This is a genomic window from Streptococcus sp. FSL R7-0248 (assembly GCF_037967965.1).
Lineage (GTDB): Bacteria > Bacillota > Bacilli > Lactobacillales > Streptococcaceae > Streptococcus.
In genome coordinates this window covers 980,958-1,003,052 of the sequence record NZ_CP150201.1, presented here as the reverse complement: position 1 = coordinate 1,003,052, position 22,095 = coordinate 980,958, and the positions used below count along the sequence as shown (strand labels likewise).

Annotated in this window: 22 protein-coding genes; 1 reads left to right on the top strand and 21 read right to left on the bottom strand. The window is 36.8% G+C overall.

Annotated features, from left to right (window positions below; translation table 11 throughout):
* Positions 1-47 precede the first annotated feature (47 nt).
* The 5 genes from NYE32_RS04895 to NYE32_RS04875 form a co-directional block, all read right to left on the bottom strand.
* Positions 48-1,184, bottom strand: a complete 1,137-nt coding sequence (locus NYE32_RS04895) for an AI-2E family transporter (RefSeq protein WP_107373042.1) — start codon at positions 1,182-1,184, stop codon at positions 48-50.
* A 77-nt stretch (positions 1,185-1,261) separates the two neighbouring features.
* Positions 1,262-1,858, bottom strand: coding sequence for a histidine phosphatase family protein (locus NYE32_RS04890; RefSeq protein ID WP_156685376.1), 597 nt, complete (start codon positions 1,856-1,858; stop codon positions 1,262-1,264).
* Positions 1,855-2,463: a histidine phosphatase family protein gene (locus NYE32_RS04885; protein WP_022496638.1), complete on the bottom strand. Its 609-nt coding sequence runs from the start codon at positions 2,461-2,463 to the stop codon at positions 1,855-1,857. The genes NYE32_RS04890 and NYE32_RS04885 overlap by 4 nt, the downstream gene beginning before the upstream one ends.
* Positions 2,460-3,062, bottom strand: a complete 603-nt coding sequence (locus tag NYE32_RS04880) for a histidine phosphatase family protein (RefSeq protein ID WP_080612038.1) — start codon at positions 3,060-3,062, stop codon at positions 2,460-2,462. Before NYE32_RS04880 ends, NYE32_RS04885 begins: the two co-directional genes overlap by 4 nt.
* An 18-nt stretch (positions 3,063-3,080) precedes the next feature.
* Positions 3,081-3,902, bottom strand: a complete 822-nt coding sequence (locus NYE32_RS04875) for a Cof-type HAD-IIB family hydrolase (protein ID WP_156685377.1) — start codon at positions 3,900-3,902, stop codon at positions 3,081-3,083.
* Between the two features lie 145 nt (positions 3,903-4,047).
* Between NYE32_RS04875 and NYE32_RS04870 the strand changes: the two genes are divergently transcribed.
* A complete protein-coding gene (locus tag NYE32_RS04870) occupies positions 4,048-5,067 on the top strand; it encodes a phosphodiester glycosidase family protein (protein WP_173017856.1) in 1,020 nt (339 codons plus the stop codon).
* A 32-nt stretch (positions 5,068-5,099) separates the two neighbouring features.
* On the opposite strand, the gene NYE32_RS04865 is transcribed toward NYE32_RS04870, so the two are convergent.
* The 16 genes from NYE32_RS04865 to NYE32_RS04790 all read right to left on the bottom strand — a co-directional run bounded on the left by NYE32_RS04865 (position 5,100) and on the right by NYE32_RS04790 (position 22,077).
* A complete protein-coding gene (locus tag NYE32_RS04865; RefSeq protein ID WP_155198501.1) occupies positions 5,100-6,152 on the bottom strand; it encodes a galactofuranosyltransferase in 1,053 nt (350 codons plus the stop codon).
* A 10-nt stretch (positions 6,153-6,162) separates the two neighbouring features.
* Positions 6,163-7,155 (bottom strand): stealth family protein, encoded by a 993-nt coding sequence (locus NYE32_RS04860; RefSeq protein WP_060972914.1) that lies wholly within the window; start codon positions 7,153-7,155, stop codon positions 6,163-6,165.
* Positions 7,152-8,252 carry a UDP-galactopyranose mutase gene (gene glf, locus NYE32_RS04855; RefSeq protein WP_060972915.1) on the bottom strand — a complete coding sequence of 367 codons (1,101 nt, stop codon included), beginning with the start codon at positions 8,250-8,252 and terminating at the stop codon, positions 7,152-7,154. The genes NYE32_RS04860 and glf overlap by 4 nt, the downstream gene beginning before the upstream one ends.
* 13 nt (positions 8,253-8,265) lie before the next feature.
* Positions 8,266-9,264, bottom strand: coding sequence for an acyltransferase family protein (locus NYE32_RS04850; protein WP_060972916.1), 999 nt, complete (start codon positions 9,262-9,264; stop codon positions 8,266-8,268).
* 2 nt (positions 9,265-9,266) lie between these two features.
* A complete protein-coding gene (locus tag NYE32_RS04845) occupies positions 9,267-10,682 on the bottom strand; it encodes a flippase (protein WP_156685378.1) in 1,416 nt (471 codons plus the stop codon).
* Positions 10,683-10,731: 49 nt separating this feature from the next.
* Positions 10,732-11,898: a polymerase gene (locus NYE32_RS04840; RefSeq protein ID WP_156685379.1), complete on the bottom strand. Its 1,167-nt coding sequence runs from the start codon at positions 11,896-11,898 to the stop codon at positions 10,732-10,734.
* A gap of 28 nt (positions 11,899-11,926) precedes the next feature.
* Complete coding sequence (locus tag NYE32_RS04835) at positions 11,927-12,919, bottom strand: glycosyltransferase (RefSeq protein ID WP_107373031.1); 993 nt, start codon at positions 12,917-12,919, stop codon at positions 11,927-11,929.
* 20 nt (positions 12,920-12,939) lie between these two features.
* Entirely contained in the window at positions 12,940-13,914 is a 975-nt protein-coding gene (locus tag NYE32_RS04830; RefSeq protein WP_155198503.1) for a glycosyltransferase, read from the bottom strand.
* Between the two features lie 19 nt (positions 13,915-13,933).
* Positions 13,934-14,572 carry a DUF1919 domain-containing protein gene (locus NYE32_RS04825; protein WP_155198504.1) on the bottom strand — a complete coding sequence of 213 codons (639 nt, stop codon included), beginning with the start codon at positions 14,570-14,572 and terminating at the stop codon, positions 13,934-13,936.
* 84 nt (positions 14,573-14,656) lie between these two features.
* Complete coding sequence (locus NYE32_RS04820) at positions 14,657-15,802, bottom strand: glycosyltransferase family 4 protein (RefSeq protein ID WP_155198505.1); 1,146 nt, start codon at positions 15,800-15,802, stop codon at positions 14,657-14,659.
* A gap of 2 nt (positions 15,803-15,804) precedes the next feature.
* On the bottom strand, positions 15,805-16,977 hold the full coding sequence (locus tag NYE32_RS04815; protein ID WP_156685380.1) for a glycosyltransferase family 1 protein: 1,173 nt from the start codon (positions 16,975-16,977) through the stop codon (positions 15,805-15,807).
* A gap of 32 nt (positions 16,978-17,009) precedes the next feature.
* Positions 17,010-18,377, bottom strand: a complete 1,368-nt coding sequence (locus NYE32_RS04810) for a sugar transferase (RefSeq protein ID WP_156685381.1) — start codon at positions 18,375-18,377, stop codon at positions 17,010-17,012.
* A gap of 56 nt (positions 18,378-18,433) precedes the next feature.
* On the bottom strand, positions 18,434-19,174 hold the full coding sequence (locus NYE32_RS04805) for a tyrosine-protein kinase (RefSeq protein WP_002890888.1): 741 nt from the start codon (positions 19,172-19,174) through the stop codon (positions 18,434-18,436).
* 9 nt (positions 19,175-19,183) lie between these two features.
* Entirely contained in the window at positions 19,184-19,876 is a 693-nt protein-coding gene (locus tag NYE32_RS04800; RefSeq protein WP_048790943.1) for a capsular polysaccharide biosynthesis protein, read from the bottom strand.
* Positions 19,877-19,884: 8 nt separating this feature from the next.
* Positions 19,885-20,616, bottom strand: coding sequence for a capsular polysaccharide biosynthesis protein Cps4B (gene cps4B / locus NYE32_RS04795; protein WP_048790944.1), 732 nt, complete (start codon positions 20,614-20,616; stop codon positions 19,885-19,887).
* Positions 20,617-22,077: an LCP family protein gene (locus tag NYE32_RS04790; RefSeq protein ID WP_073950429.1), complete on the bottom strand. Its 1,461-nt coding sequence runs from the start codon at positions 22,075-22,077 to the stop codon at positions 20,617-20,619. It abuts the gene before it with no gap.
* Positions 22,078-22,095 lie beyond the last annotated feature (18 nt).

The following is a 22,095-nucleotide window of genomic DNA, read 5'->3' as shown; positions in this document are numbered from 1 at the left end:
AAATCTGATACTATAGCACGAAAAAAACAGACCGAAGTCTGTTTTAATTAGTCATTACTTTCAAGAGTATTTGCTGCTTTGGCTTCTTCTCGCCTAACAACATTATCTTTAACAATCTGATATAGGGTTGCGGCTACTGGCACAGAAACCAACATACCCAAGATACCACCCAAGGCAGAACCTATGGTGATTGCGAAGATAACCCAAATACCAGGAAGTCCGGTAGATCCACCGACCACATAAGGATAGATGAGATTCCCTTCAAACTGCTGCAAAATAACCACGTAGGCAACAAACAAAAGCGCCAAGGTCACAGAGTGCGTCATAATCAAGATGGTACCAATCGTCACACCAATATAAGCCCCCACAACTGGAATCATTGCTGAAAAACCAATCAGGATAGAGATAGTCGCTGCGTAAGGGAAATTAAAGATAATCATCCCAATATAACACAAGGTCCCCAAAATACAAGCCTCAAGCGACTGATAGACGAAGAAATTACGGAATCGATTATTGAGAATAGCAACTACATAGTGGAAAGTCTTACCATAACGTCCTAAATAGACGTCTACCAAACGATTGACCTGATTCCCAAGTTTCTCTTTTCCAGCTAAGACATAACAAGAAAAGACAATACTGATAAAAAGATTAATCAAGGTTGATGGCAGACTCGTTAAAGAAGTCAAGAAGCTGGTCAAACCATTCATGATTTGTTGAAGCAACTGAGCACTATAGCTATTGATTAGCTCTCTAACCTGTGTCACACCACCAAAATCTTGAATAATTTTTTGCAAGGATTTGTTTTTAAGCAACCAATTAATCAAGTTATTAATAGCTGAGCGGTCTTGACTAATTAAGGTGTTGATACTGTCAATCAAATCAGGAAGAACAGTGAACACGACCCAAGTAAAGACCAAACCAATGGTTCCCAATGCTGCAAGTAAAGCAATCGGACGCTTAATCTTAGTAATAAAACCAAATGGAATAAACTTGACCAGCAGCTTCTCATAAAAAGACATCAGGATATTGACCACAAAGGCAATCCCTGCTCCAACCAGGAAGGGCTGACTAGCAACGTAAATGGTGTTACAAATTGAAACAACTGTTTCCCAGTAAGTATAGATCAAGAAACAGCTGAAAAAGAGGACAGCCAACCAAATGAACTGATTTTTTGTAAATTTCATAGGCACTCCATAATTTAAAATACCCTTCCATTATACACTAAGAAAGGGGTTCTTACTATCTTTGATCATGAAAGCCACTAAAATTCCACCAACTCTTGATCCGTTAAAGGATCAATCAGTTTGACAAAGTGAAAGTTCGATCCATCGTAATCAAAGACTAAGATGGCGCAATTGCCTGGACAAGACTGAAAGGCACGCTCCGGCTCCACAGCATGAAGAAAAGTCATCAAGGCTCCTGCGTGACTGACAGCTAAAATAGATTGGTCAGGATGCTTATCTACTATTTCCTTAGCACTCGCAACCACACGCGCAACGAACTGGTCTTGACTTTCCCCGCCAAACTGGGCATAGTGGTCACCAAAATGCCCCACAACAGATGTCTTGGGATGAAGATACTCTGGCTGACCCTCAAAGATACCAAAATGCATTTCTTTAAGCCCCTTAACACGTTGATAATCAGTACGCCCAGTAGCCAATTCAATGGTATCAGAAGCTCTTTCAGTTGTCGTACAATAATACTGGTCAAAAGTCATATCATGTTTTTCAAAATAAGCACGGACCTGACGAGCTTGGTCCCGACCTTTCTCAGTCAAGGGAGAATCACACCAACCTTGAATCCGATTAAGTGTGTTAAAAAGTGTCTGTCCATGTCGCATTAAATAGAGTCGTGTCATTCTTCGCCTCCATAGATATACTCTTCTTCTACAGGATTATATACTGAAACCAGTTCAAATTGCCCTTGATCGTAAGTAAAATGTAAGATACAACAATTTTTAAGACCACGAATATCTGGGACAGGATTTAAAACACGTCTACAGAACTGCAAAATAGATGGTCCATGACTAACAAGCAAAGACTTGGAACCATCGGCCACACTCTCCATGATGGCCCTAATCGTCAACTCCATACGATCCCGAACCTGGGTCGTACTCTCGCCACCAAATTGAACAAAGTAATCACCAAAGCCTTGTCCATCAGGTAAGGTTTTAGGAGTAAGATACTCTGGCTGGCCCTCAAAAGCTCCAAAATCCTGTCCCTTAAGACCTTTAAGTCTTTCATAGTCTGTTCGTCCAGTCACAATTTCTAGAGTATCACTGGCTCTCTCAGAGGTTGAAGTAAAGACATGATCAAAAATTGGCTCCTGCTTGGCTAGATACTGACCAGCCTTTTTAGCCTGTTCGATCCCGACTTCCGTCAAAGGGGCATCGCAGACCCCCTGAAGCCTATGCTGAACATTAAACCGTGTTTGCCCATGTCTCATTAAATAAAATTCTTTCATAATGTTACCTCTAAACCAGAAATCGGATCAATCACCTGAAGAAGCTCCAATTGACCTTGGTTATAATCATAAACACAAACATTACAATTTCCAAAGCCCACTCCTTCAGGAAAGGCCAAGTCCATGAAAATGATTAATCCCCATAAAGCTGCTCCATGACTGACAAATAGGAGATTCTCAGCACCATCTTTTGTGTGTTCTTCTGCTTTCTCTAAGACAGTCTTTAAGACCCTCTGACCGACCTCGCGAATATCTTCACCTCCGTATGGAACCAAGAGATCTTCAAAGGAGCGTGAACCTGGTCGATGTTTGGGGAGGAGGTGCTCTGGTTGAGCTTCAAAAGATCCAAAGTTCATTTCTTTAATTCCCTTGAGTTGGATTACCAAATAGTCAGGCGCCACAATCTTGGCCGTATCAGTCGCTCTCTCTTGCGTAGAGGAGTAGACAGCATCAAAAGAAATACCTTTCTTTGCAAAGTACTCCTTCACTTGTTCTGCCTGCCAAATCCCATTTTCAGTCAAGGGAGAGTCACACCAGCCCTGAACACGCTTTTGTGTATTAAATAGTGTCTCACCATGTCTCATTAAATATAACTTCATTACTCTACCACCCTATCTTTAAACCAATCCTAAATAATCTTCCAAGACAGTCAATACTCCTTGGTCTTTATGATGGGGAGCAATCTGATCAGCCACTTGTAAAATAGCTGGACTGGCATTTTCCATCGCATAAGAGCGGCCAGCCATTTGCAAGAGCTCAAGATCATTGTCACCATCGCCGAAGGCCATGACATTGGACTCAGACAAGCCCCAGTGTTTAAGAAGCTGCTTGAGTCCCCAAGCCTTATGCATGCCTTTTTGAATGAAGTCAATAGCACCAAAACCACTGGGAACAGCAACTAGATTGCCATCAAAATCACGATTAAAAGCCTGTGAAACACGATTAGCCTCTTCAGGACTCAGCAACATGGTAATCTTGATAAAATCATCATCTAAATCCTCCAGCCCATTCAAACGGTGAATGGATGCTTCCATAGCGGCTTGCTCTTCTTCTGTTATCATCTCTTTACCAAAATGTAGTTTCGTTCCTGATAGCAGATAAGCAGATTTAGCACCATTAAATATAGTCGGTTTATCTAACAAATCATAATTAAAATATCTTAGTAATTTTTCAACATCATTAAATGCCATAAACTCCTGACACAGAAGCTTGCCATAGCTAACCACCTGACCACCATTTTCGGCGACAAAATGCAGGCGGTCAAAAGTCTCCGCAAACATAGGTTTAAGGCGACTCATACTATTACCTGATGCAACGACAAAGTGCATATCACGCGCAGCCATGGCATCCAAAATCTGACTAAAACGCTCCTTATCATAGCTCCCTTTATCGTCTAAAAATGTTCCATCCATATCTGATGCAATCACCTTAATGGTCATAAAGCACCTCCTTGACTAACTTATCCCTATTATAACCCTTTTGGAAAACGCTTACCAGTACCATACTAGGAAAAACTGATACTATTCTTGGATATTTAATGGTCTTAGGATTGTTTTGTAAGCCTAGATTGTTTATAATTATAGTATGAAATTGAAGAATATTTTAAGAATACTATTTTCTCTTCTAATGATAGGTGCCATAGTTGGTGGATTGCTCTACCTCACCATCTATTTCAATAATCGAGATATTAAGAAGCTTTCCATGCCATCAAATAAGGATGGATTGAACTTTACCATAAAGAATAAAGAGCTCTTAGATCAGTCTGTCTTACTTGAAAAAGGCAATATTAAAAATGTAGACATGCAGATTCTCTCCTTCAAGAAGGACGGAAAATATGTCCTACAAAAAGGAAGAACCGAAGATAATAATCCTGAACTCACAGAGCAAAGTATTAAGTACGAAGCTAAGCGACGAGAAGCTCTTGCTCTTATTAACTCTGGTTTTTGGTCTTACGAAGGGCTAGATCGTCCTTTCGCTCAAAAAGAAATCGAATTGGGAAAAACAGGCCTTCTATATGGAGATGATCAAAATAATATCACTGCCGGAACCTATCCAAATATCGACACAGCTAAAATGTTTACCCACATGGGAAGCAACGGTTGGGATACAGGTGCCTTTGGTATTCTCATTAAAGATAAAAAAGTAGATAAAATCTGGGAAAAAGGTGATCCTGACCAACCAAATGCTCGTTCCATTTACGTAGAGACCTATGATGGTATTATCCGTATTATCCAAACCTATGGCCACAACTCCCTTAATAAGGGCTTGAATCACGAAGACGTCTATAAGCTTTTAAAAAATATAGGCTACTCTAATATTCGTCTTGCCTTCCTACTAGATGGTGGTGGAACGACTCGTATGTACACGCGATCTGATAATGGTAAGGAAAAGGTTGCTGGTGCCTTTGTCGACAATAGAACCTATATTGAGTACCTCTACCTCACCAAGCGTGATACTAATGCTGCTGATCCAAACATATGGCGTGATCCAGAGCTCGTAAAAGCAGGTAAATCCAAGTCAATCACTTATGACGACTATATTGAAGCAATCTATTCAAATGGAAAAGTTCCGGGAACCCAATACCAGTTTGAAGTCTCCAAATAATGCAAAAAATCCTCACAAGCATGAGGATTTTCTTATTTTAAATTGTTCAATGCAGTAAGTAGGTAGTGACCATCACGAATACCTTTACCGACACGCTTGGTATTTTCAACCAAATCTTGGTAATCAGTATCTGAAAGATTGTCAATTGTCGCCTTCAATTCCTGAAGTGACTCTACTGCAATTCCACAGCCGTTCTCAAGCACAAAATGAGATAAGGCTGACTGTTTCCAAACGACAAGCGGGAATCCTGAGGCCAAGTAAAGTGACGCCTTGTGAGAGTTATTATAGCGAAGGTACTCACCAAAAACACCACTACATGTTTCAGCACTATCACCATCCCAGACAAGCCCAAAACCACCCTCGAGGGCTGCAGGAAGCTCATCAGGTAGAAATGAGCCAAAGTAAGCCTCATTCTCAAGAGCTCTGCTCTCGTCAAAGCCAACACCATAAAGATTATAAGCAGGTTCCGCAGGAAGTGAGTAAAGATAACCAGCTTTTTCTTGTGCCAGATTACCAGCTACAATAATTGGCTGATTCTTACTTAGACCAGTCTTCTCTTGGAAATTTGGAATCAAATAGTCGAAAATGCCAAGACTAACAATCTTATCTTCCGCAATCCCTTTATCCACCAAAACAGATTTCATAATTGAATTGTGGGCGATGATACCATCAGCTGCACCAAGAAGACCTGATTCTTGAATTTGAACCCGAATCTTATGTTTCAAAGGTACTGTATCCAAATTGGCATAACGTAAAACTTCCAAATCGTGGATAATAAAATGAACTTTTACGCCTTTTTTCTGTGCTTTCTTTACATGATGTGTTGTGAAAAAACTATGATGAAGCATTGGGAACTGGATAAGTAACTCATCACCTTGCTTTAGTTGATTCAAGGCCTGTCCAAAAGCCTTCGATTTATGAAGTTGTGCTTTAAGTGTACTCATCTCGTACCAATTATCAACTGAAAGAACCAAGGCTTGATAACCTTCTCTCTTTACAATTTCTTCAACATCATTACGTGCCTTATTACCGGCATTTTTAACATTGTTATCGTGTAAAAATTCTTCTTTTAAATAGTATTTCATCTCTTATTTCTCATTTTTCAAAAGCTGATTTTTCAGGATAGCGTTCTTGTAAGATTTCCTTAAAACGAATGATATTCTCCTCTTTAAAGTCAACTTCATCATTCACACAAAGCAATTTTTTATGTTTATCTTTAAAGATACTCTCTAACCTATCTATTTGATGTAAATTTATCGTTTCACCAAAATTCTTTGATATAGGATAAAACTGATTACTTTCAATATGCCAATACTGACAGATATATTGATTAACGTCTACTTCGTAGTTTCTAATTTTATTTCGTGACGTTCTATCTAAGGTTTCTCCCTCAATTTGCCATAAATTCGCCAAGGTGCTTTTTTTCATTGGTGTAGCTAAATGGTTGTTCACATAGCCAGTTGGCCCCCATGGCAAAAGTAGCAAGTTTTTCAAAACTAAATGCCCATAGCGGTAGTTAAAAAATTTCCAAGGTGAGGACTTTAGGGCCTTCTTATTAGGAAAATGACGATAAATTAACTCAACATTTTTGTAATATGTATTTGTATAAGCTGACCAAGGAACCAAAGCATCATATACAGCAAAAAGCTTAGGTTGACCATTTTTATAAAAATCCGAAGGTTGACTATCCCTAATCAAGTACACATCATCATTGAAATACAAATAATTTTCCGACAATCCTTTAATACGATGAAGATTAAGCTCAATAGCAGCAGAATTATAGGTAGGTAGATACTCTTCAGGCATAAATTCCTTATGAGTAATCCATCTGAGTTTTGGATGCTCCAAGTTCAACCAGTCAGGTTTTTGTCCGTTGGTAACTAAGTAAACATTATTTACCCAAGGGGCATGCTTTTCAATCATTCGGAACCAGTAATTAAAAATTCCAAATTCACGGTATCTTAAATCTCCATCAACTAATTCATTAGAAACTGAGATTTGGCCTGTTACTTCTTGTTTCTCACGGATAAACTCCGGGTCACTGCCATCTACCCAGAGGACAACGATATCAATTTTTTCTTCTGTCATTTACTAAATTCTTTCTCTACGACTTCCAAGGCACGCTCAATGACCACGTGCATGTCGTAGTATTTATAGTCTGCCAAACGTCCACAGAAGATAACCTTGTCATTTTTCTCAGCTTCTTCTTGGTACTTAGCAAACATGGCATTGTTCTTTTCATCATTGATTGGGTAGTATGGTTCATCTCCACGTTTCCAATCAGCTGGGTATTCACGTGTGATAACTGTCTTAGGTTGTGTACCATACTCGAAATGCTTATGCTCAATAATACGAGTATAAGGAATCTCACGCTCTGTGTAGTTGACCACGGCATTTCCTTGATGATTTTCTTCATCCAAGACTTCGTGTTCAAAACGAAGACTGCGATACTCCAACTCACCATGTTTGTAGTCAAAGTACTGGTCAATCATTCCTGTAAAGACAACTTTTTCAGCTGAGGCTTCAAGCTCTTCACGATTGGCAAAGAAGTCAACTCCAAGCTCTACTTCTACATCTCCAAGCATATTTTCAATGATGACATTGTAACCACCGATCGGAATTCCTTGGTAACGGTCATTAAAGTAGTTGTTATCAAAAGTAAGACGAACCGGAAGACGTTTGATGATAAATGGTGGAAGGTCTGTGGCAGAACGTCCCCATTGTTTTTCAGTGTATCCCTTAATCAACTTTTCGTAGATATCTGGACCAATCAACTTGATAGCTTGTTCTTCCAAGTTTTTAGGCTCAACATCTTTCATATCAGCCGTTTGCTCAGCTATCTTGTCCTTAACTTCTTGCGGAGTCTTAGTGCCCCACATAGCATAAAATGTATTCATGTTAAATGGAAGGTTGTAAAGACTACCCTTGTAGTTAGCAATTGGTGAGTTGATATAGTTATTAAACTCAGCAAATTGGTTGACATAATCCCAAACTTTTTTATTTGAGGTATGGAAAATGTGAGCACCATACTTGTGAACGTTGATACCTTCAACATCTTCACAGTAAATATTGCCACCGATGTGATCACGCTTGTCAATCACTTTTACTTTTTTGCCACGTTTTGTAGCTTCATGTGCGAAGATTGCTCCAGACAAACCAGCACCAACGATAAGATAATCGTACATTATAAACTCCTTTTTATAATTTAACTATTCGATTGATATAAGGGATTTTCATTAATATCATACTTATTAGAAAACTAATCACTAATGTGAAAACAGGGAAAAATAAGTGTGCACCTTCTATGTTAAACCCTATCAACTTTTGCCATATTTGCATAACATAGGTATGTATAATAAATACCCCCATCGTTTGGACTGATAACAAGTAGATCATTCTATGTTTAGAAGCATCAATGGTTAGCGTCAATAAGGTAAGAAATAGTCCTAAACTAATTACTTTTACCAAAAGATTGTCATAAAAATATTCAGCAAAAAGATTATGATAAGTAGTTTTTGCTATGAAAAATAATATTATCGGTGAAATCAATAACAAAAGTATGCTAACTATTTTCATCCATACCTTAAAGATTGATTTTAAATTATCTATATTGAATTGTGCTACAAAACCACCTAAAATGTAGTAAAAGAACCAAGTCCATAATCTAAACGTCTGTATAACATAAATTTGCACTGGCATTTGAAACAAAAAATTTATCAATTCAAAAATCAAACCAATAATTGTTAATACAGATAGAAAGTATAAATAACTTCTTTTTGAATGTAAATACTTCTTCAATATCGGCAAGCATAAATAAATAAGTATTAGTGAGCCAAAAAACCAAAATTGGAAGAAATAACCCTTTTGTATCAAAGAAGCCAAAATTTTTTTAATTGGATTAATTGTGAAGTCTCTTTTAAGAAACCAAATGATAACGGTCCATGAAGACACTGTTATTAGAACCCATTTTATTTTATGTAGTATATAGGGATATGTTATCTTGCTCTTACCCAATAATAAATAACCATTTACCATAAAAAACAAGGGAATTGAATAAGTACCTAGATAATATAAATAAGATGAGTAATTCCATCGCCCTGTTTCCTTAAACCCTGGCATCGTAGTATGAAGCAAAACAACTCCTATACAAGCAATTACTTTTATCAAGTCTAAGTTTATATTCCGTGTTTTCTTCATTTCTAATTTTTCCCTATTATTTGTTTTAATTCTTTAACATCTACCACTTTCAAAACTAGAATAGCAAGAAGGTAAATGAGGCCACCAAGCACTGCATACACAAGAACATTTAAAGTAGGTGGAAAATGCAAGAATGGTTTTGCACTTAGCAACAAGCCATACATCATAGCAGATGCGCATACAATTTTTGCCATAGACTCAAGAATCGGTACTTCTTTGAGGTAAGGAAGGCTGAAGTACAATTGAATGAACCATACCAAAGCCTCTGTTAAAACTGATACAATTGAGGCACCAACAAAGCCAAATGGAGGAATTAACAAGAGATTAAGTCCAACACTGACAACAGCCGGAATAGTCGTAGAGAGCATAAACTCACGATGTTTATTGTGTGGAATCAAAATCTGGATTCCCATAATATTTGTCCAACCAATAAAGAACATCCTAAAGACCATGATGGCAATGGCAATATTAGCTGCTTGGAAGTCCTTTCCTAGGAAAAAACTAACAAAGTCTTTATTGACAACCAAGAGACCAGCAATAATTGGGAAAATGACGAGATTATAAATCAAGAAAGAGAATTCATGCATCTTGTTAACAGCCTTATAGTCTCCACTAGACAAAAGACCAGATACCCTTGGAAGCATTACACTTCCCAATGAAGTCACCAACGTCAACAAAATATTAATTATTTTCAAAGCCTGATCATAAATCCCTACATCATTTGTCGATGACAAGGCACCCAACATGGTACGATCCAAAGTCACGTATAGTGAAATGGCAACCTGAGGGAGAAACAGCAAAATAACAGGTTTAAGATGTTTCTTAGCATAGGATAAATCAAATTGTGGTTCTCCAATGTAAGGTCTTGCTGGTAACCACATACTCAATTGCCCAAGCAATTCGAAGAAGGTCAATAGGAAAACATAGAGATATAAATCACCAGGTGTTTTCACAAATAGGAAGATGGAAACAACTCCTAAAACCTTCACCGTTGTATTCCTTGCGGTAATACGACGAAAATCCTCCAAACCCTGGAATAACCAAGAAATGTCCATCCCTTTCGATATCAAGCTTAATCCTAAGATATAAGCCACCATATTTTGCATACCAGGAAAGAACAAACATAATGATGTATACAAGACAAGAGACAAAATAGTCGCAATCAATTGGAGGGTATAAATACCCCAGAAATTTTTGCGAATATCCTTCCGATGCCCTGAAATCTCTTTAGTACCATAATTGGCAACACCTAAAGTCGCCAAAAGAATAAAGTAGGTCACAATAGAGTTAAAGTAACCATAAGTACCTAAATCCTTTGAACTAAAAATCCTAGTAACATAAGGTGTCGTAATGATTGGTAAAACTATGACCAGTAATTGATAGGAAAGATTGTAGGCGTAATTTTTTAAAACTTTCATATGTATATGACTCTGTTTAGACTTTCTAAATGATATACCTCTGTTTCACTTACAAAAAATCTTTATCAGTCTTCATCACAAAGAGTCGACTAATCAATAAGATAAGAGGTGAATAACGAAGAACAAGCATTTGCGGATCAAACATGCCATGAATAATCATAACACCTAAGCAAGCAAGGACAATATCTTTTCGATTAGTCACAAAATAATTCATGACACGTGTTAAAGCAAATAACATAAATGCACTAACAGCCAATCCATCAATTACGAGTAACTGCACAAACGAGCTATCAATAAAGTTATAGTTGCTTGAAAAATTACCGAAGATGTCCATGGTTGTAAATGAAATTGGTCGACCTAATAAGGAAACTCCGAAGTTTCGGAATCCTTGAACACTCAGTCTTAGACGATTATGTGTAAATTGGTCAACAAGATGGAATAAATCACCAGTTGAATAGAAACAGAAATAAAGAGTAATGAGCAATGCAATAATAAAACCATATTTAGAAATATTTGCCGTAATAACATTACTGTCTATAAAATCAAATTTAAAGACCTTAAGACTAAATAACGCATAAGTCAAAATCAAGAGACTAAGATAAAGTGGACTTGAGGTTGAAGTCTGTTGGTACATATAAAATGTAGCAAACAGTAGAGCTAACAACTCTAGATAAGAAACTTTCTTTCCTCTGAACATTAAGTAACTACATAGGGCAAAGAACATACGTTGAGAGGCAAAGGACACATAGTTGAATCCTAAACTATAACGATAACCACTATCTGCACTCATTAACATATTTGAGATAATGCCCATCTTACTAGCTAGAATTGTTACAAACAGCACTAAAAATGTGGCGAAGGAGAAAGTCCCTAATAACTTCTTGAACTCTATATCCCTAGCTGAAAAAACTAACAGCAAAACGTTAATATCAGGAAGACCATCTCGATTTTTTGACACAATTAACATGGTCAAGGTAAATAATAGGAAAATTATTAATTCCTTCAAGTGGTATCTGAAATAATTAATGGTATTAGGAAGATTAATGAGTTCCTTTATCGTAATCATACCTATTGTAAAATAGAGCAAGATACGATAGAGTGACAAAAAACCATCCACCCTTACAAAATAAGTTGTAGTTACCAGAGATACAAATAATACCCAAATAAAAAGAGTAAATAAATAGATTTTCTCTGAGATAAAGCGACTGCTATTCACAAGTACTTTCCATACCTTTCAATTATTCTTATAAATGTTGTAATACCATCTGTATTTTTTTAAGATAAATCAGAACAACATACATTCGACATTTCAACAACAGTTTTATGAGTGGATTCAATGCAGAAGAATCATTCTTTATAAAATCCTCTATCTCTTGTCTTTCACATGTATCTTTAACAAGCTTAACTTTTCTATTTACAGATAAATTCTGTTTCGTTATATTGTAGATGTTACTCATCAGTATTCTTGATTTTACAGTATTAACGAAGTTTGAACTATCCAAATTCCAGTCAGAAAGTAGACTATCAACCATCTTCAATTCTTGAAGCTGATATTGAAGACGTTTAGGGTTATAGCCCGACATGGCGGAACCTTTTCTACCAATGACATAAACGTAGTAGGAATCTTGAGAAAGATAAATCTTGTTGACTTTACGATAAACATCAAGATTAAAGCGAACATCTTCACCTAACTCATACTGCTCAAAAGAAAGGTTATTTTCAAGAAGAAATTCTCTGCGATATATCTTATTCCAAATTGTGTAAAGCATATCCGATAAGAATAAGTCATTAAATATCTTGATAAAACCATCCTTGTCGTAACTCCCTTTAAACGGAAGTGACTTTTCAGTACGCTGCTTCTCAGTTAAATCTTCCTCAAAAGAATTGTAATAACTAAAAACAGCCAAATCCAAATCTGAGACTAGCTTATCTGCAAAATCAGCAAAGAGATTACCAACAAGATAATCGTCACTATCAACGAAGTAGATAAACTCTCCCCTGGCTTTGGACAAGCCAAAATTACGTGCCGCACCAACACCATGGTTTTCAATATGATAGACCGAAATATTTGAGTACTCACTAGCATAAGTATCGCAAATACTACCACTACTATCAGTAGATCCATTGTCTATCACTATAATTTCCAAGTCATCATAATTTTGAGAAATAATACTTTTCAAACAACGATCAATGTATTTCTCAACATTATAAACTGGAATAATAACAGAGTATTTCAAATTTGACTCCTAAAATAATTTCAAAAAACATTTTGTATACTGAAGGCTAGTTTTAACAATTTTAGTCTAAACAGTACATATTTTAACTTATTTGGTTGGTCTTTCATTTGAGAAAGAGAAACACTATTCTTAAGCAATTCTTGTTTCACTTGATTAGTAATGTCTATATATTTTTTATCTAATTTAGATTTATACAAACTTGCTAGTATATGAACCAAGCCGTTTACATAATAAAGTTGCGAAATTTGTAATTCTTCTTTATTTAATTGTGAACGGACAGATTCAGAATAGAAAACTTCTTTGTAGAATCCAAACATATCACTAAATTTCTTCTCGTTCCATGACTGAGTAATAGAATCGGGGTTATCGATTAGATAGTGATAATACTTTTGATTGGTCGCATAGACCTTTTTAGCTGATAGAAAGAGTTTGTAATTGGTACCAAGATCCTCATAGTATTTACCAATAGGAAACTGAATGTCATTATCAGTAAATAAAGACTTTCTATAAATTTTGTCATTAGCAAAACCAGTAATATAACTATGCTTAAGCATCTGTACAAAAGCATCTTTACCCTCAAAAACTTGAGTCACTAATGAATCTGAAACTATAGCATCTTCTTCACCTTTCACAAACTCACGATTAAAAGAGATAATATCAAACTTCTGGGATTCCACCACTTCTGCTAACACCATAAAGGTGTCTGGTTCAATCCAATCATCTGAATCAGGGAAATAGACATATTCTCCCTCAGCATGAGAAATACCAGTGTTACGAGCTGCAGATAGTCCACCATTCTTCTTATGAATAACTGAGATAAAGTCATACGCTTTAGCATAGTCATCACAAATTTGAGGAGAATTATCAGTACTTCCATCATCTACAAGTAAGATGTCATAGTGCTTCCACTCTTGAATAAGGATACTCTCAATACAACGTTTTAAATATTTTTCGACATTATAAACTGGAATGACGACAGTTAAAAGTGGTTTCATAGATTATTTACCTAATTTTTTATGTTAAGTCTTCCCCACCCTTATTCAACCAAGTAACGGCATTAAAATAACGGTGGTAAGTTTTCAAATCGATACCAACATGCCCTTGCTTTTCAGCTGATTTAAAGTGGACCAATGAAGGTAAATCACTATAATTCTTTGAAGAGAAGATGACCTTACTCTTGTACGGAAGCTCTTCAAACTCTTTCATCAACTCATACGTGCAGGCATCATTATCATTGAACTTAAAATACAAATTATCCCAATGCATTCTCTTCAAACGGCGTTCCCATTTTTGAGTAGCTTCTTCTTCATCTGCATAATGCAAAAAATGAAGTTCAATATCATCAAGAAGTGCAAGTGGATAAGCATTATCAAAGTCTTTGATATATTTTGATTCCTTAACGAATTTCAAAGGGATGTTTCCACTCAAATAGTGTTTTAAATTCTTAAGCATCTTGATGTAATCAGGCGAAAAGACAAACATCCCTACAAATGGTGTTTGATAAGGCAAGCCCAACTCCTGATAAACTTTCCCAGCCCAACAATTATCACAAATAATCGTGAAATTTTTATTCTTGAGTCTTCGTCTAGGAATAAAATTAATAATTGGATAAACGATAGGTTTTAATTTATTTTTTAGTGTTTCGCTGTTCATATTAGTACTTCTTAGTACTTCTTAGTACTTCTTAGTACTTCTTAGTACTTCTTAGTACTTCTTAGTACTTCTTAGTACTTCTTTTTATTTCTTATATAGTTCTGAGAAATTACGAATATAACTTTGTAATGAGAAGAGTTCTTTTTGGCGTTTAACAGAGGCCTTGCCAAATTGCTCTCTCTTCTCGGTGTTATCAGCCAATTCTTGAATAACTTTAGACAATTCTGCAGGCTGATTTGGTGTGGCAAGAAGACCGTTTTCACCTTCCTTAACCATTTCACAGACACCACCATGACGGTAGCCGACTACAGGTTTGCCACAAGCCATTGATTCGAGAACTACGGTTGGTAGGGGATCTGGATTGGTACTTGGCAAAACAAAGATATCAAACATATTATAGAGCTCTGTTGTCTTACTATAATAATCGATACGCTTGATTTGTCCAGCTACTGGTGAGTCTGATATTGCCTTTTCCAACTCATCAACACGCCACTCTTCACCTTCAAAAGCACTCCCTGCCAGAAAAGCTACTGCTTTTGGATTAGCCTTTAAGATTGGAGTCACTGCTTCCAAGAAATCGCCTTGACCTTTCCAAGCATTCACTCGACCAACCATTCCAATAACCAAGGCATCCTGTGCGATACCAAACTGGTCACGAACTGCGCTGGCATCCATTTCATGATAGACGGCATTGTCAACACCATTATAGATGACCTGAACTTGGTCATTTTTTACAAAGCGAGACTGCTTCACGTGGTTGGCCACAGCATTTGAAACTGTCACAATCGTATCAGCATAACGCCCCATCAAAAAGTTGATGAAATCAGAGATTGCTTTTGGTTTGACGATAATCTCGTGAACATGCCAAATCAAAGGAAGTTTCAACTTACGTTTGAGATAAATTCCCTCAAGTACCGCAGTCGTATTATTGTGAATAAGAGTAATGCCATTTTCCTTAGCATATTTAGCAATTTGCTTTGAAAAACGATTATAAGAGCCAAAATACTCAAGAATCCCCTTAGGATTAAAATACTTCCTGCGCAAGATTGGATAATCGATAACTTTTACCTTAGCACCAACCTTTTCCAATGCCCCCACTAAGACGCCATCGTTGGGCAAGATGACATGAGCCTCAAAGGCTTCTTTATCCAAACCTTTAATAAGTTCCAACAAAACCTTATCAGCACCATACATTTCGGCACCAGCGTGAAGATATAAAATTTTCTGCATTTCTATCCTTTAAATACTTTCTCGTAGTCTGTAACAATTTTTTCCCAAGTAAAGGCTTCTTCGATACGTTTACTTGATTTTTGATTGAGGTCTGCGATAGCTTGTTCATCCAATTGTTCAGCTTGATTAATCACACTTGCCAATTGGTCTTTTTTCCAATAGAGAGCACCATCTTCACCGACTTCACGGTTAAAGCCAACATCCAACAAGAGATTGAGCTTAGTTGACTCAAGTGCCTCAAGAAGTGATGGATTGGTTCCACCTACCTCATGACCATGGAAATAAGCAAAGGCATTCTCACGAATGTACTTGAGCAATTCTTGGTCATAAACAGTTCCGACAAACTTCACACGAGGATCCTTGTCAAAACCAGTTTCCTGGCGCAACTTGTCGTAAAATTTGTTTTCTTCAACATTGGTAATGAGAACAAAGTCCTTGTCAGAGTTAGACGCCATAAAACCACGAATCATAGCTTCATAGTTATTTTCAGGCACAAAACGTCCTACAACAAGATAATAATTGTTTTCAATAACACCCTTTTCGAAGTACCATGTGCGTACCTTATCATCAACCTTAGTCAATCGAGATTTAGTTGTATCAGTTCCATAGGCAATATAGGTTGTTTGAGGACGATACTTCGCATAATCATTTTGAATATAAGATTCAATGTTTATACTATCACAAATCAAGAGATCTGCATGTTTAACCATAAGTTTCTCTGAAATTTTCCAATACTTACGAACCGGAAGACTCCACTTTGCACGAAGCCATTCATGACCATCCGGGTTAACCATAAGGGTACCACCGATAGCCTTGATTTTCTTTTTAATACCTGAGATAAATGGACCAATTCGGCAGGCCAAAACATAGAAGATTGGTGCTTGATCATTATTTTCCTTAGCAATCTCAATGGCCTTATTAAGAGCTGCGATGTCATAAGCGATGGCACGTGCAGGCCCGATATTTGGGACATCAATATTGTAGCATTTAGCACCGTTATGTTCGAAAGTATCTGCTGTAATTCCTGATTTAGCAGAATTTTCACGCATACAAGCTACATAATATTGGATATCTTTGTCTTGTTGGAACTCTGTCAACTTCTCAACAAAGGTCTCAAATCCACCATATTTTGCTGGAATTCCCTTAGAACCAACGATATAAACTGTTTTTGTCATTTAATCACCATTAAAAGAAATGGAGAAAGCCATCACTTTGCTCCATCCTTCATTACTACTACTTTAATTGTTTTCAATAAGATTTTGATATCGCGCCAGATTGTCCATCCGTCCATATAAGCAACGTCTAGTTTTACAACTTCATCAAAATCGGTAATTTCACTTCGACCGCTTACTTGCCAAAGACCAGTAATACCTGGTTTAAAGCTGAGGCGACGTTTTTGTTCCGGTGTATAAGATTCGTACTCATCCAATGTTGGTGGACGTGTTCCTACCAAGCTCATATCACCTTTTAGAACATTCCAAAATTGTGGAAGTTCATCAAGACTCGTTTTACGAATGAAATGTCCAATTTTGGTAATACGTGGATCATTGTCCATCTTAAACATACCACCAGACATTTGATTCTGTGCCATCAAATTCTTCTTGATTTCTTCCGCATCAACACGCATAGAACGGAATTTATAAAACTTGAAGATACGTCCATTTTCTCCCACACGATCTTGAGCAAAAATAGCTGGTCCTCCATCTTTACGAATAAGAGGATAAAGGAAGATTCCAACAATACCACAAAGCAGCAAACCAACTAGAGCTCCACAGATATCGAGGAAGCGTTTCGCCAAGATATCTCCATAGCTATAAAAATGAGTAGAAAATGTAACAACTTTGAAAGGACCCAATTGTTGGATACGTTTTTCACCCTGACTCATAAATTCAAGGGCATTCAAATTAATGGATACTGGGATTCCCATAAGTTCAAATGGTGACGCATAATCCCAAATCTTGTACTGCTCACTTGGCAGATTAATCAAAACTTGGTCTACTACTGAATGTGTCGCATATTCAATCAAATTTTCAGGTTTAACACTCTTGATAAATGGATCAGTGAAATAAGGATTATCCAAGATACAAACTGCTGTAATCCTACCATCCATATTGTCCTTCATACGAGATAAAACATTATCAAGACGTGCCTGATCAGAAATCAAGAGAATATTCTTGTTACTTTTACGACGTGTATAAATAGATGAGCGGAAATACTTAAGAACTGTATTTGTAATGTATAAGAGAACACCTGAAATTAGGGTGACATAAAGAAGTCCGCGACGTGAGATTGAAAAACTTCCATCTGCAAAAAACGAGAGGAATGTTGCAATTAGAGCAAATATGAAACAATATTTGACAGTTGCAATGAGTTCATCCAAGTAGCCTCTATACTTAAGATTTTCATAATAACTACTGATATAGTAAGACACTACATGTACGACACCTAAAAGGACAATGCTTCCTTGGGTAATCTCTGTATATGGTATTTTACTAGCTACCATGGCCGCGAAAACAACCACAACCAACTGTATAATACTAATTTCAATGCGACGAATTTCTTGTTTTTCTTTCACTCTAAACCCCTTTTTAATCTGTTAAGGTATAAGGAGCCGCATCATCCCCATTAATGCTATCCTTTTCTACGACGATGTGCTCTTGAATGACCTTCTTTTTGGTCAGATTTTTTTCCATACTCGCCATATGATCCGTAAGAACCATATGAACCATACTTATCAACTGTCATATCAACTTTATTAAGGACGACACCTAAGAACTGAGAACCACTTTGTTCCAATTGTTCGACCGCCTTAGTTACGAAACGACGTTTAATTTTTCCAGCTGCTGTAACCAAAAGACTGGCATCAGCCTGATGGGCAATAATAACAGCATCAATGACCAAACCAATTGGTGGCGTATCAATGATGACATAATCATAACGACTACGAGCAACTTCCATCAAATGTCTAAAATTGTCATTTTGCAAAAGACTTGTTGGATTAGGTGGTACAGGACCAGATGCAATGACATCCAAACCTGAAATATCAGTTTGACAAATCGTTTCATTTAAATCAGCATTACCAGAAAGGAAATTAGAAAGGCCTTTATAAGGCTCATTTGATTTAAATGTACCTGACAAAACAGAGTTACGAGTATCCGCATCAATGAGAAGTGTTCGGAGTCCAACACTAGCAAATGAAATCGCCAAGTTAACAGATGTCGTTGATTTTCCTTCACCAGCTTCAACAGAGCTAACCGCAATCACTTTCATCTGAGCACCAGAAAATTGAATATTTGTGCGAATGGCATTGTAATACTCTTCTGTTTGTTTGGCAAAGTTTTCTTTAGATTTTACTAACTTTAATAGAGGCATTTCTTCTCCTTAAATTTTATCTGTATCAGGGACAATTCCAAGAAGTGTCATTCCAAGGGCATCTTCCACATCTTCTGGACGGCGAATACGATCATCTAGGATTTCACGTACCAACACACCAACCACTGCAAGGAATCCTCCAAGCACTGCTCCAAGAAGCACATTACGTTTGATATTTGGTGAAGATGGTGACTCTGGCAATTTAGCTTCTTCAAGTGTTGTGACATCTTCAACTTTTGTTACGTTCTTGATTTTTTCTGAAGCAACTTCACGAACCTTATTGGCAAGTGTTTGCGCATCTTGACCAGTTTTAGCATTAACAGAAATTGAAATAAGACGAGTATCAGTAGGAATATTAACTGAAATCATTTTAGCAAGTTCTGCTTCTGTCATATTCAATTTTTCATCTTTGATAACTTCTGACAAGACATCGTTTGATGTAATAATTTCTTTGTAGTCTTTTGTCAAAAATGTACCGGCCTGCAAATCTTGAGCAGAAAGGTTTTTGCCATCATTAGCTTGATTAACCACATAAATACGTGTAGACGATGTATATGTTGGCTGAATGAGGAAGTAAGTTCCTAAGAAGGCAAAGACAGCGACATAAAAGGCTGTAAATAAAATAAATACTTTTTTAGTCCAAAGTTTTTGCAATAGTGCAAGTACATCGATTTCAACACGCTTCGTGTTTTCCTGAGTCATAGTTTCTCCTATATATATTGATTTTCAAGTAGTGTTTGTGGATTTTCGATAAAAAGATTACGAGCACGTCTCGTTCCGTAAGTCTTTTCGATAATAGCGTAAGCATCTTTCATAAATGGTGGTCTTGGACCAAGATTATGCATGTCACTAGCAACCATATGAACCAAATTTTTCTCCAAGAAATAACGAACACGTTTTTTTCTTACTTTATCTTTATCTCCAAAGAGCTTTGGTTTTAAAACATGAGAGCTATTAACTTGAGTATAGCACCCCATGTTGATGATTTCTCGAACACGGTCAGCATTTTCTTCGAGGGCATCATAGCGCTCAATATGAGCAACAATAGGCGTTACCCCCGCTCGCAAAACATTACTAAGCCCACTATGAATTTCTTTCCAAGATGTGCGAGCACTAAACTCAATCAAAGCAAATTGAGTGTTGTGCATACGCGGAATAAGATTCTTTTCAAGTTTCTCCACAATGTCTGAGGTGTAATAAAGTTCACCACCATAATAAATAGTTAAGTCTGGATAAAGTGCTTCTGCTTCTGCTTTTACCTTCGAAAAGTTGGCAAAAATTTTATCCTCTGGAGTCTCAAACATCCCCTTACGACGGTGAGATGTTGAAACAATCTTACGTACCCCTTGGGCATAGCTTTCACCAATAAGGTCTAAACTTTCTTCTAAAGTTTTAGGACCATCATCAACATCAAAAACAATATGTGAGTGAACGTCAATCACTTATTTTTCCTCCATCAGATTTTTGATAGCTTGAGAGGCACTTGCCACACTCGAATCATCTAGTTTCATCATATAAAGACTAGAATTTGGCATAGCATAAGAGGTCAATTGACCAGTAGAACCAGTACCAGTTACTGCTTGAGACGTTACTGTAAATTTAGAGCCTGAATCAAGTTGTGTATTAGCCAAAGCATTAATGGTATCCAAAGACATATTTGTCTGAACAGAGTCTTGGAGATTATTAACGATTGAAGTAAAGTTTGATACAGATTTTAGAGAAGCCAACTTGTTTACAATCGCAGAAATAACTTTCTCCTGGTTTTTACCACGGTCATTATCTCCGCCATCTAAACTATAGCGTTCACGAACAAATCCAAGTGCTTGCTCTGAATTCATTTGGATATCACCAACTGGGAAATCAAACTTCCCATGAAGACTTGTGAAAGCTTGATCATTATGGACTGTCACACCACCAAGTTGGTCAATCAACTTAAGGAAAGATGTGAAGTTAATTCGTGCATAGTAATCAATCTTAATACCATAAAGATTTTCCAGAGTTTGTTCAGATGTTTCAACGCCATAAATACCTGCGTGGGTTAATTTATCATACTGGTCTGCCCCACCACCAGGAATCTTAACGTATGCATCACGTGGAGTAGTCGTCAAGAGAATCTTATGTGTATTCATGTTTACTGTCATAATGATATTGACATCTGAACGTGACACTGTTGAAATCGAACCGTAGGTATCAATACCACTAATATAAATATTGAAGACTTTTGAATCTACTTGTTTTGCAGAGTTGCTATTCTTCTTTTTAATTTTATAAGTATAAATTGTTTTTAGATTTGAAGCATAATTACTATCGACAGACTCTAATAGGCTAGCATAAGAGCCACTCAAGACCATAGCTTTAGATTTGCCAGACTTAAGATTATCATAAGCTTCTTGATATGAGGCAACATCTTCAACTTTAACATCAACTTTTTTATCTTTTTTGAGAGCTGACATCAAGGTCTCGATATTGTTCTTATCAACCTTAGTAGGTGCCTGTACGCTAGTAAGCTGGCTCACATCTTTGATGTCACTTTCCTTAGGAACCACGATGCTCATTTCTACTTCAGAAAATGCTGCCGTCTGATTCATACGGTTAGTGATGTCAATCATTTGTTTAAAACCAAAAATACCAACCAGAGAAACTAGTGAGAAGATAACAAGTACAACCGTTGTCACTAGTGGTGATTTCTTAGACTTCTGAAGGAAGATGCTAATAGCAAGAACTACCAACAAACCAATGGTGATAATGATGTTCAAAAACCTAAAGGATAGGAAATTATAATTGAACATGGTGAATAATAAGACCAATGCTAAAATAGCATACAGAATGGTCAACCCAACGTTGACCATCCCCCACGATCTATTACTCGTACGTTTTTGCTTACGATTCGTACGCGAACTCATATAAATTGCTCCTATAAA

What these genes read in the sequence shown, in the direction of transcription:
- NYE32_RS04845 (WP_156685378.1), bottom strand. Translation starts at nt 10,682, where the DNA reads ATGAAAGTTTTAAAAAATTACGCCTACAATCTTTCCTATCAATTACTG.
- glf (WP_060972915.1), bottom strand. Translation starts at nt 8,252, where the DNA reads ATGTACGATTATCTTATCGTTGGTGCTGGTTTGTCTGGAGCAATCTTC.
- NYE32_RS04890 (WP_156685376.1), bottom strand. Translation starts at nt 1,858, where the DNA reads ATGACACGACTCTATTTAATGCGACATGGACAGACACTTTTTAACACA.
- NYE32_RS04875 (WP_156685377.1), bottom strand. Translation starts at nt 3,902, where the DNA reads ATGACCATTAAGGTGATTGCATCAGATATGGATGGAACATTTTTAGAC.
- NYE32_RS04885 (WP_022496638.1), bottom strand. Translation starts at nt 2,463, where the DNA reads ATGAAAGAATTTTATTTAATGAGACATGGGCAAACACGGTTTAATGTT.
- NYE32_RS04825 (WP_155198504.1), bottom strand. Translation starts at nt 14,572, where the DNA reads ATGAACAGCGAAACACTAAAAAATAAATTAAAACCTATCGTTTATCCA.
- NYE32_RS04870 (WP_173017856.1), top strand. Translation starts at nt 4,048, where the DNA reads ATGAAATTGAAGAATATTTTAAGAATACTATTTTCTCTTCTAATGATA.
- NYE32_RS04820 (WP_155198505.1), bottom strand. Translation starts at nt 15,802, where the DNA reads ATGCAGAAAATTTTATATCTTCACGCTGGTGCCGAAATGTATGGTGCT.
- NYE32_RS04865 (WP_155198501.1), bottom strand. Translation starts at nt 6,152, where the DNA reads ATGAAATACTATTTAAAAGAAGAATTTTTACACGATAACAATGTTAAA.
- NYE32_RS04830 (WP_155198503.1), bottom strand. Translation starts at nt 13,914, where the DNA reads ATGAAACCACTTTTAACTGTCGTCATTCCAGTTTATAATGTCGAAAAA.
- NYE32_RS04850 (WP_060972916.1), bottom strand. Translation starts at nt 9,264, where the DNA reads ATGAAGAAAACACGGAATATAAACTTAGACTTGATAAAAGTAATTGCT.
- NYE32_RS04860 (WP_060972914.1), bottom strand. Translation starts at nt 7,155, where the DNA reads ATGACAGAAGAAAAAATTGATATCGTTGTCCTCTGGGTAGATGGCAGT.
- NYE32_RS04805 (WP_002890888.1), bottom strand. Translation starts at nt 19,174, where the DNA reads ATGCCTCTATTAAAGTTAGTAAAATCTAAAGAAAACTTTGCCAAACAA.
- NYE32_RS04815 (WP_156685380.1), bottom strand. Translation starts at nt 16,977, where the DNA reads ATGACAAAAACAGTTTATATCGTTGGTTCTAAGGGAATTCCAGCAAAA.
- NYE32_RS04895 (WP_107373042.1), bottom strand. Translation starts at nt 1,184, where the DNA reads ATGAAATTTACAAAAAATCAGTTCATTTGGTTGGCTGTCCTCTTTTTC.
- NYE32_RS04880 (WP_080612038.1), bottom strand. Translation starts at nt 3,062, where the DNA reads ATGAAGTTATATTTAATGAGACATGGTGAGACACTATTTAATACACAA.
- NYE32_RS04800 (WP_048790943.1), bottom strand. Translation starts at nt 19,876, where the DNA reads ATGACTCAGGAAAACACGAAGCGTGTTGAAATCGATGTACTTGCACTA.
- NYE32_RS04790 (WP_073950429.1), bottom strand. Translation starts at nt 22,077, where the DNA reads ATGAGTTCGCGTACGAATCGTAAGCAAAAACGTACGAGTAATAGATCG.